The sequence below is a fragment of the Frankia sp. CgMI4 genome, from assembly GCF_001756285.1.
In the GTDB taxonomy this organism is placed as follows: domain Bacteria; phylum Actinomycetota; class Actinomycetes; order Frankiales; family Frankiaceae; genus Frankia; species Frankia casuarinae.
In genome coordinates this window covers 106,653-120,847 of the sequence record NZ_MAQZ01000053.1, presented here as the reverse complement: position 1 = coordinate 120,847, position 14,195 = coordinate 106,653, and the positions used below count along the sequence as shown (strand labels likewise).

General features: G+C 68.2%; 15 protein-coding genes and 3 pseudogenes. 10 read left to right on the top strand and 8 right to left on the bottom strand.

Going from position 1 to position 14,195, the window contains the following annotated elements; all coding sequences use genetic code 11:
- The 6 genes and pseudogenes from Manayef4_RS07845 to Manayef4_RS07820 form a co-directional block, all read left to right on the top strand.
- Window positions 1–784, top strand: a 784-nt coding sequence (locus Manayef4_RS07845; protein WP_139140033.1) for an ROK family protein, incomplete at its 5' end; no start/stop codon positions are given.
- 310 nt (window positions 785–1,094) lie between these two features.
- Window positions 1,095–2,021 carry a TauD/TfdA family dioxygenase gene (locus Manayef4_RS07840; RefSeq protein ID WP_070131125.1) on the top strand — a complete coding sequence of 309 codons (927 nt, stop codon included), beginning with the start codon at window positions 1,095–1,097 and terminating at the stop codon, window positions 2,019–2,021.
- A 189-nt stretch (window positions 2,022–2,210) separates the two neighbouring features.
- Window positions 2,211–3,251 (top strand): ABC transporter substrate-binding protein, encoded by a 1,041-nt coding sequence (locus Manayef4_RS07835; protein WP_070131124.1) that lies wholly within the window; start codon window positions 2,211–2,213, stop codon window positions 3,249–3,251.
- 42 nt (window positions 3,252–3,293) lie between these two features.
- On the top strand, window positions 3,294–4,136 hold the full coding sequence (locus Manayef4_RS07830; protein ID WP_070131123.1) for an ABC transporter permease: 843 nt from the start codon (window positions 3,294–3,296) through the stop codon (window positions 4,134–4,136).
- Window positions 4,109–5,071 (top strand): ABC transporter ATP-binding protein, encoded by a 963-nt coding sequence (locus tag Manayef4_RS07825; RefSeq protein WP_070131122.1) that lies wholly within the window; start codon window positions 4,109–4,111, stop codon window positions 5,069–5,071. Before Manayef4_RS07830 ends, Manayef4_RS07825 begins: the two co-directional genes overlap by 28 nt.
- 320 nt (window positions 5,072–5,391) lie before the next feature.
- Window positions 5,392–6,233 (top strand): annotated as a pseudogene (locus Manayef4_RS07820) (transposase family protein).
- A 3-nt stretch (window positions 6,234–6,236) separates the two neighbouring features.
- Here Manayef4_RS07820 and Manayef4_RS24835 read toward each other — a convergent pair.
- Both Manayef4_RS24835 and Manayef4_RS07810 read right to left on the bottom strand, forming a co-directional pair.
- Window positions 6,237–6,476: a hypothetical protein gene (locus Manayef4_RS24835; protein ID WP_023840133.1), complete on the bottom strand. Its 240-nt coding sequence runs from the start codon at window positions 6,474–6,476 to the stop codon at window positions 6,237–6,239.
- 617 nt (window positions 6,477–7,093) lie between these two features.
- Window positions 7,094–7,363: a type II toxin-antitoxin system VapB family antitoxin gene (locus tag Manayef4_RS07810; RefSeq protein WP_070131120.1), complete on the bottom strand. Its 270-nt coding sequence runs from the start codon at window positions 7,361–7,363 to the stop codon at window positions 7,094–7,096.
- 162 nt (window positions 7,364–7,525) lie between these two features.
- On the opposite strand from Manayef4_RS07810, the gene Manayef4_RS07805 reads away from it, so the two are divergent.
- Together Manayef4_RS07805 and Manayef4_RS07800 are read left to right on the top strand one after the other, a co-directional pair.
- Window positions 7,526–7,933, top strand: a complete 408-nt coding sequence (locus Manayef4_RS07805; protein WP_011434713.1) for a YciI family protein — start codon at window positions 7,526–7,528, stop codon at window positions 7,931–7,933.
- Window positions 7,934–7,941: 8 nt separating this feature from the next.
- Complete coding sequence (locus Manayef4_RS07800) at window positions 7,942–9,087, top strand: DUF6596 domain-containing protein (RefSeq protein ID WP_035731191.1); 1,146 nt, start codon at window positions 7,942–7,944, stop codon at window positions 9,085–9,087.
- Window positions 9,088–9,192: 105 nt separating this feature from the next.
- Here Manayef4_RS07800 and Manayef4_RS26605 read toward each other — a convergent pair.
- The 5 genes and pseudogenes from Manayef4_RS26605 to Manayef4_RS07785 all read right to left on the bottom strand — a co-directional run.
- A pseudogene (locus Manayef4_RS26605) lies at window positions 9,193–9,291 on the bottom strand (RNA polymerase subunit sigma-24); the annotation flags it as partial.
- Between the two features lie 6 nt (window positions 9,292–9,297).
- Entirely contained in the window at window positions 9,298–11,250 is a 1,953-nt protein-coding gene (gene htpG, locus Manayef4_RS07795) for a molecular chaperone HtpG (RefSeq protein WP_070131119.1), read from the bottom strand.
- Window positions 11,251–11,416: 166 nt separating this feature from the next.
- On the bottom strand, window positions 11,417–11,626 hold the full coding sequence (locus tag Manayef4_RS25340; RefSeq protein WP_217494101.1) for a hypothetical protein: 210 nt from the start codon (window positions 11,624–11,626) through the stop codon (window positions 11,417–11,419).
- A 134-nt stretch (window positions 11,627–11,760) separates the two neighbouring features.
- Window positions 11,761–11,853, bottom strand: a pseudogene (locus tag Manayef4_RS26600) (VapC toxin family PIN domain ribonuclease); the annotation flags it as partial.
- Window positions 11,854–11,885: 32 nt separating this feature from the next.
- A complete protein-coding gene (locus Manayef4_RS07785; protein ID WP_070131118.1) occupies window positions 11,886–12,422 on the bottom strand; it encodes an ATP-binding cassette domain-containing protein in 537 nt (178 codons plus the stop codon).
- Window positions 12,423–12,489: 67 nt separating this feature from the next.
- Between Manayef4_RS07785 and Manayef4_RS07780 the strand changes: the two genes are divergently transcribed.
- Entirely contained in the window at window positions 12,490–13,335 is an 846-nt protein-coding gene (locus Manayef4_RS07780; RefSeq protein ID WP_070131117.1) for a TetR/AcrR family transcriptional regulator, read from the top strand.
- Between the two features lie 101 nt (window positions 13,336–13,436).
- Here Manayef4_RS07780 and Manayef4_RS24830 read toward each other — a convergent pair whose 3' ends face one another.
- Entirely contained in the window at window positions 13,437–13,616 is a 180-nt protein-coding gene (locus Manayef4_RS24830; RefSeq protein WP_035909144.1) for a hypothetical protein, read from the bottom strand.
- A gap of 174 nt (window positions 13,617–13,790) precedes the next feature.
- Between Manayef4_RS24830 and Manayef4_RS07770 the strand changes: the two genes are divergently transcribed.
- The gene (locus Manayef4_RS07770) at window positions 13,791–14,195 is read left to right on the top strand and encodes a hypothetical protein (RefSeq protein WP_070131116.1); all 405 of its coding nucleotides are present in this window, start codon (window positions 13,791–13,793) and stop codon (window positions 14,193–14,195) included.

Below are 14,195 nucleotides of genomic sequence, written 5' to 3'. Positions count from 1 at the left end.
GATCGAACACGAGCCMCTGGACTGGCATGACGTGCCGGTCCGGGAGGTGCTGGCGGCGGCCATGGGCATGCCGGTGCACGTCGACGGGCACGCCCGCGCCCTGGCCCAGGCGGAGATCCTCTTCGGCGACCCGCGCGCCCGGCGCAGCCTGCTGCAGCTGTTCGTCGGCAACGTGGTCGACGCCGCGTTCGCCACCGACGGATCGGTGCACATCGGACCGCATTCCGCTGCGGGCGGCATCGCTCACCTGCGGCTCGCCGACAGCGACGTCCCGTGCCGCTGCGGCCGGTCGGGCTGCGCGCAGGCGGCGCTGTCGGAACGGACCATGCTGCTGCGGGCGACCCAGGACGGGATCATCTCCCGTCCGGACCTGCAGGTGCTGCTGCACGCCGGGCTCGCCGGCGACCCGCGCGCGCTGTCGCTGTTGCGCGCCAGGCTCCGGCTGGTGGGTCGGATGATCAGCCTGCTCGTGGACATGATGGACCCGGAAATCGTCGTTCTCACCGAGGCCGCCGCGCTCTGCCTGCCGGATCTGTTGGTCGACCTGCACGAGGAGATCGCCGCGCACTCACGTGTGTGCACCGATCCCGAGCGGATGGTGCTGCCGAGCAGCTTCGGCATGAACGTGCTGGCCGTCGCGGCGGGAGCGACCGTCCTCGACGCGGTCCACCGCCGCCCGCACAGTCTGCCCGTCCCGCTGCCCGCCCCGATGCCGTCGCGGACACCATCACGGACACCATCACGGACACCGACAGTCGCCGCAGCCGCCCGCCGGAGGTATTAATTCCACCAGAACACAAAACGTTGACGGCCCGGAAGGGCGAGACCGAAGATTGACCGGTGAGCGACTCCAGGAACGGCGGTACGGGAAGATTTCCCGCAGCCAGCGCTCGTTGTCGCCGATGTTRCCGCCCGGCGTCACGTTCCGCTGTCCGTCGCGACAGAATCCGTAGTCGATCGCAATAGTGCCGATCACGATAGCGCAGGCGTTCCCGRCACTCCCCGAGAACGCGTCCCACCGGTCCGTCACCCGGAATTCCGGCTGCCCTCCCCGCCGTCTTCGCATCTTTTCCCAACCTCTGGAGGAACACAGGATGACAACCACGACCCCTCTTCTGGGACTCGACGTCCGCCCGCTTTCCGGCTATATCGGGGCCGAGATTCACGGAGTGGACCTGCGCGAGGACCTGGACGACGCGACCATCGCCGAGATCCGCTCCACGCTGCACCAGTGGAAGGTTGTCTTCTTCCCCGGCCAGAACATCGACCACGCCCAGCAGGTCGCCTTCGGCCGACGCTTCGGCAAGCTGACCCCGGCCCACCCGCACKAGGACGCGCCGCCGGCGGGCTTCCCGGAGATCCTGCCGATCGACAGCCGGCGGTACGCCAGGTTCTTCGGAACGAAGAAGAAGGTCACCTACGACAATGGCTGGCACACCGACGTCACCGCGCTGGTGAACCCGCCCGCCGCGTCGATCCTGCGGGCCGGCATCGTCCCGCCATACGGCGGCGACACTGCGTGGACCAACCTGGTCGCCGCCTACCAGGAGCTGCCCGAGCAGCTTCGGGACCTGGCCAACGGCCTGCGCGCCCGGCATAGCTTCGGAAACTTCCCCAGCGAGAGCGAGTACGGGCGGAAGGTCGCCGCAAACCCGCTGGTCGCGATCCACCCGGTGGTGCGCGTCCATCCGGAGACCGGCGAGCGGGCGCTGTTCGTCAGCCCGAGCTTCACCTCCAAGGACAGCGAGATCATCGGTTTCTCGCCGAAACAGAGCCGCYGGATCCTCGACCTGTTCTACGAGCAGATCTCCCGGCCCGAGTTCACGGTGCGGTTCAAGTGGAACCCCGGTGACATCGCCTTCTGGGACAACCGCGCGACCTCCCACCTCGGCCCGTCGGACCTGGGCCACCTCGACTTCGACCGGGTGCTGTACCGGGTGACCATCGAGGGCGACATTCCGGTCGGCGTCGACGGMAAGGAATCCGAACTGGTCGCCGGGGAACCGTTCCTCGGCTCCTGATCCGCTGTCCGCCGATATCCGCGGACACCACGAATACCGGAGCCGGCAATCCGCTGACAGCCGCGAGGGCCAAGTCCCTCGCGGCTGTCGGCACCCCGACCAACGATCCACCTCGAACGACAAGCCACCCCGAACGGCCACCGTCTGTCCGCCGGATCACGACCGAACGACCCGATAGGGAGATTTCCGATGCAGCATCGACGACCGCGCGGGCGGCGTCTTTCCCTCCTGGCCGCCGGACTTGCCGCAGCCGTCGCGGTGACCCTGGCCGCCTGTGGGAACGACGGCGGCAGCGGCAGCGCGGGTTCGGCCGCTACGGGTGGCCAGGTGACGCTGCGGATCGGCGACCAGGGCAAGTATTTGGAACTGCCGCTCACGCTCTCCGGCGAGGCGCGGGGCACTTCCTACGGGTTGAGCTGGAACACCTTCRCCGACGGTCCGCACATGAACGCCGCGTTCAGCGCGAGCAAGATCGACGTGGGCTTCATGGGCGATACACCGGTACTGTTCGCGAACGGGGCGCACGCCGGCGTGACCGCGGTCGCTGTCGCGGAGAACCCGGTGAACACCCAGACGATCATCGTCAAGGCCGGCTCCGGGATTCACAAGCCAGCCGACCTCAAGGGCAGGCGCATCGCCCTCACCCTCGGTACCTCCCTGCACGGTTATCTGCTCAACCAGCTCGCGTCCGCCGGTCTGAAGCAGAGCGACATCACCCCGGTGAACGTGCCCATCACGAGCCTCGGAGCGACACTCGCCTCCGGTCGGGTCGACGCCATCGTGTACGCCAAGCAGTACGTCGCCGCGGTCGGCCAGCAGGCTCCCGGTTCCTATGAGATCGAGACCAAGCCGCTCCCGGTCTTCTCGGTCGTGCTGGCATCGAAGAACACCCTCAAGGATCCGGCGAAGCGCACGGCGGTGCAGGACTTCCTGATCCGCCTGTCCCGGGCATCCGCCTGGCCGAAGGCCCATGAGGACGAGTGGATCAAGAAGTACTACGTGGGCCAGCTCAAGCAGAACCCGCAGGCGGCGAGGAAGTACTTCGACTCGCTGCCGCGGGCACTCTACAAGCCGGTCTCCGAAAGCTTCATCGAGAGCCAGCGCGTGCAGGCCCGACTGCTGATCGACGTCGACCAACTGCCGAAGACCCTGAACGTCAACGACGAGATCGACAAGGGTTTCAATGCCGAGCTGACCGCCGCGTTCACCAAGGCCTCGCTGGCCACCTGAACCTCAGGGCACCGGGACGTTCCATCCGAGGGGATGATAAACGTGAACGAACTCATCTTACCCGACGGCGTCATCGCTGACGGCCGGACCGAGGCCGGGCCGCGCGGCTCCGGCGGGCGCCGGTGGATTCCGCCGGAGGTCCGCCGGTTCACCGGTCCCGCGCTGTTGTTCGCCGCCTGGTGGACGGTCACGGGATTCGGCCTCGTCAGCGACCAGTCCTTGGCCTCCCCGGCCGCGGTGTTCGGCGCGGGACGGGAGCTGTGGAACAGCGGCGAGCTGCTGGACAGCCTCGGCATCTCGCTCTACCGGTGCGGGGTCGGCCTGATCCTCGGAGTCACCATCGGGCTGACTCTCGCGGTGATCGCCGGTTTCTTCCGCGCCGGCCAGGACGTCGTCGACTCCGCGATGAACTTCCTACGGACGATCCCCGTCATCGCGTTGCTGCCGCTCATCATCGTATGGATCGRCATCGGCGAGGAAGCAAAAATATTCCTGATTACCGTGGGGGTCTCCTTCCCCATCTATATGAACACCTACTCCGCCATCCGCGGGGTCGACATCAAACTGGTGGAGGCCGGCCAGACCTTCGGCCTCGGCCGGTTCGGGCTCATCCGGCGAGTCATCGTTCCCGGCGCGCTCCCGGGCTTCCTCGTCGGTCTGCGCTGGGCTCTGGGAGTCGCCTGGCTACTGCTGGTCTTCGCCGAGCAGGTCAACACCGACAAGGGCATCGGCTACCTGCTCAACAGCGCGCAGTCCTGGAATCGGACCGACATCATGGTCCTCTGCCTGGTCATCTACGGAATCCTGGRACTCGTCAGCGACGGAATGGTCCGCATCCTGGAAAGGACGCTGCTGTCATGGCGCCGCGGCTTCGACGGAACCTGAGCACCGACACCGACACCAACACCACGGCGGCGGCCACGGCCGTCGCCACCCTGGAGCGCCCGGCCACCGCCGACGCTCAGCACACCGCCGACGCTCAGCACACCGCCGACGCTCAGCACACCGCCGACGCTCAGCACACCGCCGACGCTCAGCACACCGCCGACGCTCAGCACACCGCCGACGCTCAGCACACCGCCGAAACCGCCGAAACCCGCGGTGCCGACGGCGCCGCCATCCGGATCCGCGGCCTGCGTCGCACCTTCGGGAATCACACGGTCCTCGACGGCCTCGACCTCACGGTCGCCTCCGGGGAGTTCGTCGCCCTGCTGGGCAGCAGCGGGTCAGGGAAGAGCACGCTGATCCGCATCCTCGGCGGCTTCGACGGCGGCATCTCCGGCGAGGTTCTGGCCACCCGGCAGCGTTCGGTCGTCTTCCAGGAGGCCCGGCTGCTTCCATGGACGCGGACCCTGGCCAACGTGACGATCGGTCTGTCCGGCCGCGACGTCGCCGAACGCGGACGGGTGGCGCTCGCAGAGGTCGGGCTGGCCGGGCGGGAACGGTCCTGGCCGGTGGCGCTGTCCGGTGGTGAGGCACAGCGGGTCGCGCTCGCCCGGGCGCTGGTTCGGGAGCCGGACCTTGTCATGCTCGACGAACCGTTCGGGGCCCTCGACGCCCTGACCCGGATCAGGATGCACGCCCTGCTCCAGCAGCTGTGCCGTCGCCACCGGCCGGCGGTACTGTTCGTCACGCACGACGTTGACGAGGCGATCCTGCTCGCGGAGCGGGTGCTTGTCCTCACCGAGGGACGGCTCTCCCTCGACGTTCCAGTCGATGTGGCGTCCCCTCGGCGACGGACCGACCCCGCCTTCGACCGGCTGCGTTCCACGCTGCTGGCCGAGCTCGGCGTCGACGAACTCGCCGAAGGCGATCATTGACCTGCCGCCGCCTCGCGGACGCGCAGCCCGTCCGCCGACGATGTGGGCACCCGTACCGAGGACGGCCTGCTCGGACTCCACCGCCTCCGCCTCGGCGGCTTCGGCATCCTCGGCCGCGTGCTCGGCTCGGATCGTCTCCCGCCGGGCACGTCTGGACGGATCAGTCATTGAGCCTTTCCGCGCAACGATCGATAGCTCTGCGTGAGCATCACGGACGGTAGGCGGTAGGGCGGTCCGAAGGGGGCGGTGCAAGAAGAAACGCGGGACCCCGGTAGAAGTCTGTTCCGACCAAAGATCAGCTTCAGGGAGTCCCGCGCGCCATGAGTGCGACATACACGGCCGTACTGCCGTTCCAGGACCACACGGTCGAGTTCGTCACCGGACTGCTGGAAGCGGAACGTGTCCGCCGCGRCACCCGGAAGGGGACACGGAAGCTCACCAGTCGTGAGCAGGCGGTGCTCGTGCTGCGCTGGTTCGCCGACGCCACCCGGGTCGCCCAACTGATCGTCGACCATGGGATCAAGAAGTCGACCGGCTACGACTACCTCCACGAAGGGATCGCCGTGCTGGCCGAGCGCGYCCCGAAGCTGGAATCCGCCCTGCTCGCCGCGAAAGCCGCCGGTCACAGCCACGTCAGTGTCGATGGCACGCTGATCGAGACCGACCGGAACGCCACCCCGGGCCCGACCGCGGGAGTGGACCTGTGGTGGTCGGGCAAGCATGYCAATCACGGCGGGAACATCCAGGTCGTCACCGCGCCCGATGGCTGGCCGCTGTGGACTTCCGAGGTGCGCCCCGGCCGCGAACACGACACCACCGCGCTGCGCGCGCACCCGCAGATCTTGCCGGCGCTGGCGGTCTGGATCGCCGCAGGCCTGCCGGTCCTGGGCGATCTGGGCTACGAAGGCGAACGCGACACCGTGACCGTCGCGATCAAGAAGCCCAAGGGTGGCTGAAGCCCAAGGGTGGCTCGCTCACCGACGACCAGAAAGCATCCAACAAGGCGCACAACGCCCAACGGGCCGTCGGCGAACGCGGGAACTCGCTCTTGAAGATGACGTTCAAGGCGCTGCGCAACGTCAGCGTCTGCCCGTGGAAGATCGGGAAGATTGTCGCCGCCGCTCTCGTGCTCCTGCACATCGAGCATGATCGAACGACGTGATCACTAAACGTGACGATCGGTTACGCGGAAAGGCTCAATGGTCGTGTCGGCATCACACTGCCGGGCGAAACCGGCCGCGGCACCGTCCAACAGGCCGACGAAGGCCTCCCTCGCCCGCTCGAAATCGGTCCGCTCCCAGGCGTCCAGGGTTTCCCTGCCCATCGCGGTGAGCAACAGCAGCTGCGCGATCGCCGCGGGGTCGACGAACACCAACCGCTTCCACAGCTCGAACTGGAACGCCATCCTCGGGTCCGCGCTGATCCATCCGGCATGCGCCGTCAGGGACCGTACCCTGTCGGGTACAGCCCTGCGGTGGCCGTGGCCACGACGGCGCCGAGCGAGTGACCGACGAGGTGCAAGTGATCGATGCGGGCGTCCCGGGCCGCAGCGACGACTGGCCCTAGCCAAGGGGACATGCGGCAGGCTGTCACGATCAAGCGGAAGAAGGCCGGGCCTGGTGGGCATCACCGCGCTGGTGAGCACCACCACGCTGGTGGGCAGGGACAGCGTGCCGTCGAGAACCCCCGGCGGCCAGAAACTCTCGCTGAAGTATGGAAAGACGCGCGCCCCGTGCCCGACCGCGACCGACACCGCCATACTGAATGACAACACGTCCACGACGACGTGGATGTCGCTTGTTGGCGCAAGAACGGCAAGATCCTCAAGTCCCCAGCCAAAACGAAGGGAGAAGCGGCGCTGGCCCGCAAAGCCTGGTGCGTCAGAAGCCAACGGAATGCCTACTCAGCCGGTCATTCGTCGGTGTGCCTATTCGTCGTCCAGCTCCGCGGCGATCAGATCAGTGTGGACGAAGTCCTCACCCTTGAGCCGACGAGTGCCGACGAGTGCCGACGAGTCTACGATCACGCTGGCAACCCATGCTCATCGTAGAGATCCTCGATGCTCAGGCCGGGCGGGGGCACCGCGGCCGCTGTCTGACGACCCAGGGCAACGATGCGGGCCGCTCGCTGCTCACCTTCGTCGCGGTCGGCGCGCATCCGCTCCAGGCGTTCCCGGACAGCGACGAGCACGGCCRTCGTGACGGTCTCCCCCGTCAGCTCCGCAAGCTCGCGGCTCAGACGCTGGGCTTCCTCATTTTTGATGTTCAACACCGTCAAGGCTCCGTCCACCATGGAGGCGGGTCCTTCCACCAAGGTACCCGCCGTCCGTTGGGTCTTACCGGCTGAGACTCCGGCGCTCGGGATGCAACCGGCGATGTCGAGAACCCGCGACTGGCTCCGTCCCCGCGGTGAACGTGACCAAAATGGGTAGCACCAGCACCGAGGAGAAACACGATGGCTAAGTACTTGCTGCTCAAGCACTACCGCGGCGCTCCGGCTCCGGTCAACAACGTGCCCATGGACCAGTGGACCCCGGAGGAGATCTCGGCGCATATGCAGTACATGCACGACTTCGCGGCCCGGCTCGAGGGGACCGGCGAGTTCGTCGATGGCCAGGCGCTTGCCCCCGAGGGGACGTTCGTCCGGTACGACGGTGAGGGGCGCCCACCGGTCACCGACGGCCCGTTCGCCGAGACCAAGGATCTCATCGCCGGCTGGATGGTGATCGACGTCGACAGCTACGAGCGCGCCATCGAGCTGGCCGGGGACCTGTCGGCCGCCCCTGGGGCGGGCGGGAAGCCGATCCACGAGTGGCTCGAGGTGCGCCCGTTCCTGACCTCACCGCCCACCATCACAGAGTGACCTCTCAGATAAACGAGGCCCTGCTCCGGAGCCTCACCCCGAGCGTGCTAGGGATCCTCGTCCGCCGCGGAGCCGACTTCGCGGCGGCCGAGGACGCCATGCAGGACGCGCTGGTCGAGGCGGTCCGCGTCTGGCCGGCCGACCCGCCGCGGGACCCGAAGGGCTGGCTGGTCACCGTGGCCTGGCGCCGGTTCCTCGACGCGACCCGGGCGGACGCCGCCCGCCGCCGGCGTGAGGACCTCGTCAACGAGGAGCCGGCGCCCGGGCCCGCGCCCACGGTGGACGACACGCTCCAGCTCTACTTCCTGTGCGCCCACCCCTCGCTGACGCCGTCGTCCGCGGTCGCGCTCACGCTGCGCGCCGTCGGCGGGCTGACCACCCGCCAGATCGCCCAGGCCTACCTGGTGCCCGAGGCGACCATGGCGCAGCGCATCAGCCGTGCCAAGCGCACCATCTCCGGCGTGCGGTTCGGCCAGCCCGGCGACGTCGCCACCGTGCTGCGCGTCCTCTACTTGGTCTTCAACGAGGGCTACTCCGGCGACGTCGACCTTGCCGCCGAGTCCATCCGGCTCACCCGGCAGCTCGCGGCCGCGGTCGACCATCCCGAGGTGGCGGGGCTGCTCGCCCTCATGCTGCTCCACCACGCCCGGCGCGTCACCCGGACCGCGCCCAACGGCAGCCTGGTGCCGCTCGCCGAGCAGGACCGCAGCCGGTGGGACACTGAGCTGATCGCCGAGGGCGTCAAGATCCTGCAGGCGGCCCTCGCCCGCGACCGGCTGGGCGAGTTCCAGGCCCAGGCCGCCATCGCGGCACTCCACGCTGACGCGCCCACCGCCGAGGAGACTGACTGGGTCCAGATCGTCGAGTGGTACGACGAGCTCGCGCGTCTGACCGACAGCCCGGTCGTCCGGCTCAACCGCGCAGTGGCCGTCGGCGAGGCCGACGGACCGCGCGCCGGGCTGGCGGCGCTCGCGGCGCTGAACGACTCACTGCCCCGCCACGCCGCGGTGGCGGCGTACCTCCACGAGCGCGACGGCGACCTGGCGACGGCGGCACGGCTGTACGCCGAGGCGGCCCACAAGGCACCCAACCTCGCCGAGCGCGATTACCTGACGCGCCAGGCCGCCCGGCTCAACGCCCGCCGGTGTCGCTGACGGGTCGCGCTCGGATTTTCCCGCAGCACTTGGCGCGGCCCCGCGGCCAGGGCTGTCGCCTCACAGTGAGTTCGAATCTCATTACGGTGTGCGGTCGCCTGCATGCTGACGGACCGCGGCAGGATTCCTGTCGACAGCCTGCGCCACTTCGGCGCACTCGAAGTCGAATACGTCGCGCGGCACAAACACGGCCCGCTCGGTTGGCGGCCGCTACAGCGCCTCCGCCAGGCGTTCGGCGAGGAGGCGGGTGAATCGCGCGGGATCGCGCAGTTCTCCGCCTTCGGCGAGCAGCGCCATGCCGTACAGCAGCTCCGCGGTGTCGCCGAGGGCGGCGGAATCCGCGTCCCGTTCGTGTGCGGCGCGCAGGCCCATGACCAGCGCGTGCGTCGGGTTGAGTTCGAGGATGCGCTTGGGGCGTGGCATCTCGTGCCCCATCGCCCGGTACATCTTCTCCAGCGCGGGCGTCATGTCGAACGTGTCGCCGACGAGGCAGGCCGGCGACGTGGTGAGGCGGCTGGACAGCCGGACCTCCTTGACGTCGTCCTCAAGCTTGGCCGCCAGCCAGGGCAGTAGGGCGGCGAAGTCCTTGCGCAGCTGTTCCCGCTCGGCCTCGCTGCTCTTCTTCTCGTCGTCGGTGTCGAGGTCGACTTCGCCCTTCGCGATCGACTTCAGCGGCTTGCCGTCGAACTCCGCCACCCGTTCGACCCAGACCTCGTCAACCGGGTCGGTCAGGATCAGGACCTCGTAGCCCTTGGCCCGGAACGCCTCCATGTGCGGCGAGTTCTCGATCATTCCGCGCGAATCGCCGGTCAGGTAGTAGATCTCGTTCTGGGCGTCCTTCATACGCTCGATGTACTCGCGCAGCGTGGTCGGCCGATCGGCGTCGTGCGTCGAGTCCACCGAGACGAGGCCGAGGATCGCATCCTGGTTGTCGGCATCCTCGAGGAGGCCCTCCTTGAGGGCGGCGCCGAACTCCTTCCACAGCGTGCGGTAGCGCTCGGCGTCGTTCTCCTGAAGAGCCCTGATGGAGGCCAGTATCTTCTTGACCAGCCGGCGCCGCACAAGTTGGATCCGGCGGTCCTGCTGGAGGATCWCTCGGGAGATGTTGAGCGACAGGTCGTGCGTGTCGACGACGCCCCGGACGAAGCGCAGATAGTTCGGCAGGAGCTCCGCACAGTCATCCATGATGAACACGCGCTTCACATACAGCTGGACGCCGCGGCGTGCATCCCGGGTGAACAGGTCGAGCGGCGCTCGCGACGGGATGAACAACAGGGCCTCGTACTCGAACGTCCCCTCGCCCTTCATGTGGATGACCTCGAGCGGGCCGGTCCAGTCATGGCTGAGGTGCTGGTAGAACTGGTCGTACTCGGCCTTGTCGACCTCGCTCTGCGGCCGGGCCCACAGCGCCTTCATCGAGTTGAGCGGCCGGTCGCCGGCATTCTCGGCGCCGGCGCCGGACTCGGCTGTCCCGTCGTCGTTCGAGTCTCGGTCCTTCGCGGCGGGGGCCGACACCAGCCGGATGGGCCAGGCGATGAAGTCGGAGTACCGCTTGACGATCTCCCGGATCTTGTTCTCGTCGGTGTAGTCGTAGAGACGGTCCTCGCTGTCCTCGGGCTTCAGGTGGACCGTGACCGCGGTTCCCCGCGGCGCGTCGTCCACCGTCTCGATGACGTAGGTGCCCGCGCCGTCGGACTCCCACCGGGTGCCGCCGCTCTCACCGGCCTTCCCAGTCAGCAGGGTGACCTTGTCGGCCACCATGAAGGTGGAGTAGAAGCCGACGCCGAACTGCCCGATCAGATCGGATGACGCCGCGCCGTCCTCGGATTCCCGCAGCTTGCGCAGCAGCTCGGCCGTGCCGGACTTCGCGATGGTGCCGATGAGCCCGACGACCTCGTCGCGGGACATCCCGATGCCGTTGTCGCGGACGGTCAGAGTGCGAGCGTTGACGTCGGCCTCGATCTCGATGCGCAGGTCGGCGCTGTCGACCCGCGGGCCGTCCTTGACCAACGACGCGATGCGYAGCTTGTCCAGGGCATCGGACGCGTTAGAGATCAGCTCCCGCAGGAAGATGTCCTTGTTCGAGTAGATCGAATGGACCATCAGCTGCAGAAGCTGACGCGCCTCGGCCTGAAACTCCAGCGTCTCGACCCGGGTGCTCACGGGGCTCCTCCATGCGGACACGAGCAGACTGCACGACGGCTACCCGGTCCCGCGCGTGACGGCCAGCGCCCAGCGACGCCTCGGGCACGCAGCGGAACGGGCAGCCCGTATCATATCGGGCGTCCACGAACCTCCGCCGACGGACCAGCCGGTGGGCGGCCCGATGCTAGCCCTGCTGACGGCGCTTGAGGCGGAACGCAACCTGCAGTTCGGCGGGCAGCACCTCGGCCTCCCAGGGGTCGACCRGTTCCAAGCCCAGGCCGGTGAAGTCGCTGGTGTTGCGGGTAGCCAGGACGGCGTTGCGGGCTCGACAGATAGCCGCGATCTGGGCGTCGAAGCCGCTGATCGGAGTCYCGGCTTGTTCACGCTCGACCACGAGGCTGGCGTAGTGACGGGCCGCCGTGGCGCGAAGGGCAGGACTCTGTCCTGGAACGCCGAGAAGACATCGTCCGCGGCTGCCATCAGCAACTCACGGCGGCGACCGGATGGCAGTCGGACGAGGCTGTAACGGACCTCAGCCACGGTGATCGAGGTCGTGTTCAAGGCGTCACCGGGTCGGCTGGTTACCCACCTTACGACGCGGTCGGCTGGTGCTGCGCGCATGAGCTCGGAGATGACATTGGTATCGAGAACAATCATTCTGAGGGTGGCACCCGGTCACGCGAGCAGGTCCGCTGCCCGCGGTGCCTGTGCCCGCGCTGGCACAGGAGGGGCCGCTTGACCATGCTGGCCGCCAGGTCGAGGCGCCGGCGCATCCCGCCGGAGTACGTCTTCACCCGGCGGTCCCGGGCGTCGGCCAGGTCGAACTCGGCCAGCAGGTCGTCGACCCGGGACCGGACCACGCGCCTGGGCAKGTGGCGCAGCCGCGCCATCATCTCGAGGTTCTCCCGGCCGGTAAGCAGATCGTCGATCGCGGCGTACTGGCCAGTCAGGCTGATCGCGCCCTTGACGCCGACCGGGTCGCGAAGCAGATCACAGCCCGCGATCACGGCCGTCCCCGCGTCAGGGGCGACCAGGGTTGCCAGGATGCGCACCATCGTCGTCTTGCCCGCCCCGTTCGGACCGAGAAGCGCGAAGACGGAACCCTGCTCGATAGCCAGGTCGACGCCGTCGAGCACCGCCCGGCCATCGTAGGACTTGCGGATCCCGTCCGCGATTACTGTGTATGGCATACATGAAAGGTATGCGCCATATACAGTTGACGTCAAGCCGTATTCTCGCAGTCAAGGAGGGAGGTCGATGGTCAGCGAGAAGTCACCGCCGCTACCGCCGGGCCTCGACCTGCTCTGGGGCCGCCGCGAGCGTGGTCAGCGCGGGCCGCGGCCGGAGCTGTCGGTAGACGCGATCGTGGCGACGGCGACCCGGATCGCCGACGCCGAGGGCTTGGACGCGGTGTCGATGGCCCGCGTGGCGAAGGAGCTCGGCTACACGACGATGTCGCTCTACCGGCACTYGGCCACCAAGGACGAGCTGCTCCAGATGATGTGGAACGCCAGCGCCCAGGGCGCCGAAAGCCTCGTCATCGAGGGCGATGGTTGGCGGGCCCGGCTGCGAGCCTGGGTGATCGTCCAGCGCCAGATGATCGACCGCCATCCCTGGATCACCCAGATGCCGATGGCCGCGCCCCCGCTTGCGCYGAATTCGCTGACCTTCGTCGAAAAGGGGCTGGAGACCCTCGACGGCACCAGCCTGTCTGACGCCGACAAACTCCGCGTGATCGGCCTGCTCAGCTCGTACGCCCTCAGCGAGGCCCGAATGGCCCACAATGCCGCCCGGGCTGCCGCCCAGGCCCGGACGGCTGTGGCTCCTTGCGCTGGGGCTGGAGCTGACGCGGAGGCAGGGCCGGCTGGGGGCGACGCGCCGCCTGTCTGGGGCTTCGAGGCGTTGCTGCGCGAGCTCGTCGACGAGCGGACCTATCCGCGGCTGCACCGCATCGCCTGGGCGGGCGAGATCGGCGACGGCCCGGCGGGCTTCGAGGAGACCGAGGAGTTTCTCTTCGGCGTGGACCGGATCCTCGACGGCATCGCCGCTCTCATCGACCGAACCTCGGCAGCCGGCGGGACGTTGGGCATCGGCTCGAGCTGAGCGACCGCCGCGGTGATGACATCATCCCGCGCGGCGGCTACCCGGCCCTCTCCAAGCGACGGCGGAGGCCCAGGTCAAGGCGGACCTCAACGATCTCGCGATCAGCAGCCCGCATCGGCGAGCTCGTCGAGGTCCTCGGCGACCCCGGCCATCCGGAACACGACGAACGCCTGGAATGGCTGGGCCTGCGGGACGCAGACGAGTTCGACCCGGTCGAGTTCGACCCGGTCGAGTTCGACGCCGAAGACGTGAACAAGGCGCTGTCGACCATCCGATAACACCTCGGTCGGCAGGTTGACGCATCCCCGGCACCGGCGGCGCCGCGGCGTCGCCGGCCCACGTGACGCACAGACGCCTGGACGACACCTCGTTGCCAGACCCGTACCGTCGGTAGATTCTTGGTCACCTCACCGCCTCACCACCTCACCGCACCGCCTGGAATTCGGGGGAACTACATGCCACCGGACCCGACAGACGTCACTCATCCCGCCTTTCTCGCCAACTATCTTGCTAGCCTTCCCCGGCCGGAACACGTACATGGCGACCCGGCCCGCAGTGTCCGCGAGGACGACTTCGACGGTCACCACGTCGTCATCACGACCACCTACGAGATCACCGTCGACGGCCAACCATTGAACGTCCACATTGGGGTTTCCAACGACGGCACGGCACACTGCCACGGCCTGCCCAACTATCAGATCCCCTCGGTCRTCGACCTGGTACGCCTGATCATCACCGCCTTCCCCGAGGAGTTCTCCCCCGGGGCCTCTGGCGACGAMCATGGCCCGCACGGCGATCCGGGCGAGCACCATCACCACGACGCCCACGACGCCCACGACGAGCTCCCGGAAGGGGCATGA

Coding starts and splice junctions, on each gene's coding strand:
- Manayef4_RS07805 (WP_011434713.1), top strand. CDS start 7,526: ATGGCTAAGTACTTGCTGCTCAAGCACTACCGCGGCGCTCCGGCTCCG.
- Manayef4_RS07825 (WP_070131122.1), top strand. CDS start 4,109: ATGGCGCCGCGGCTTCGACGGAACCTGAGCACCGACACCGACACCAAC.
- Manayef4_RS24835 (WP_023840133.1), bottom strand. CDS start 6,476: ATGGCGTTCCAGTTCGAGCTGTGGAAGCGGTTGGTGTTCGTCGACCCC.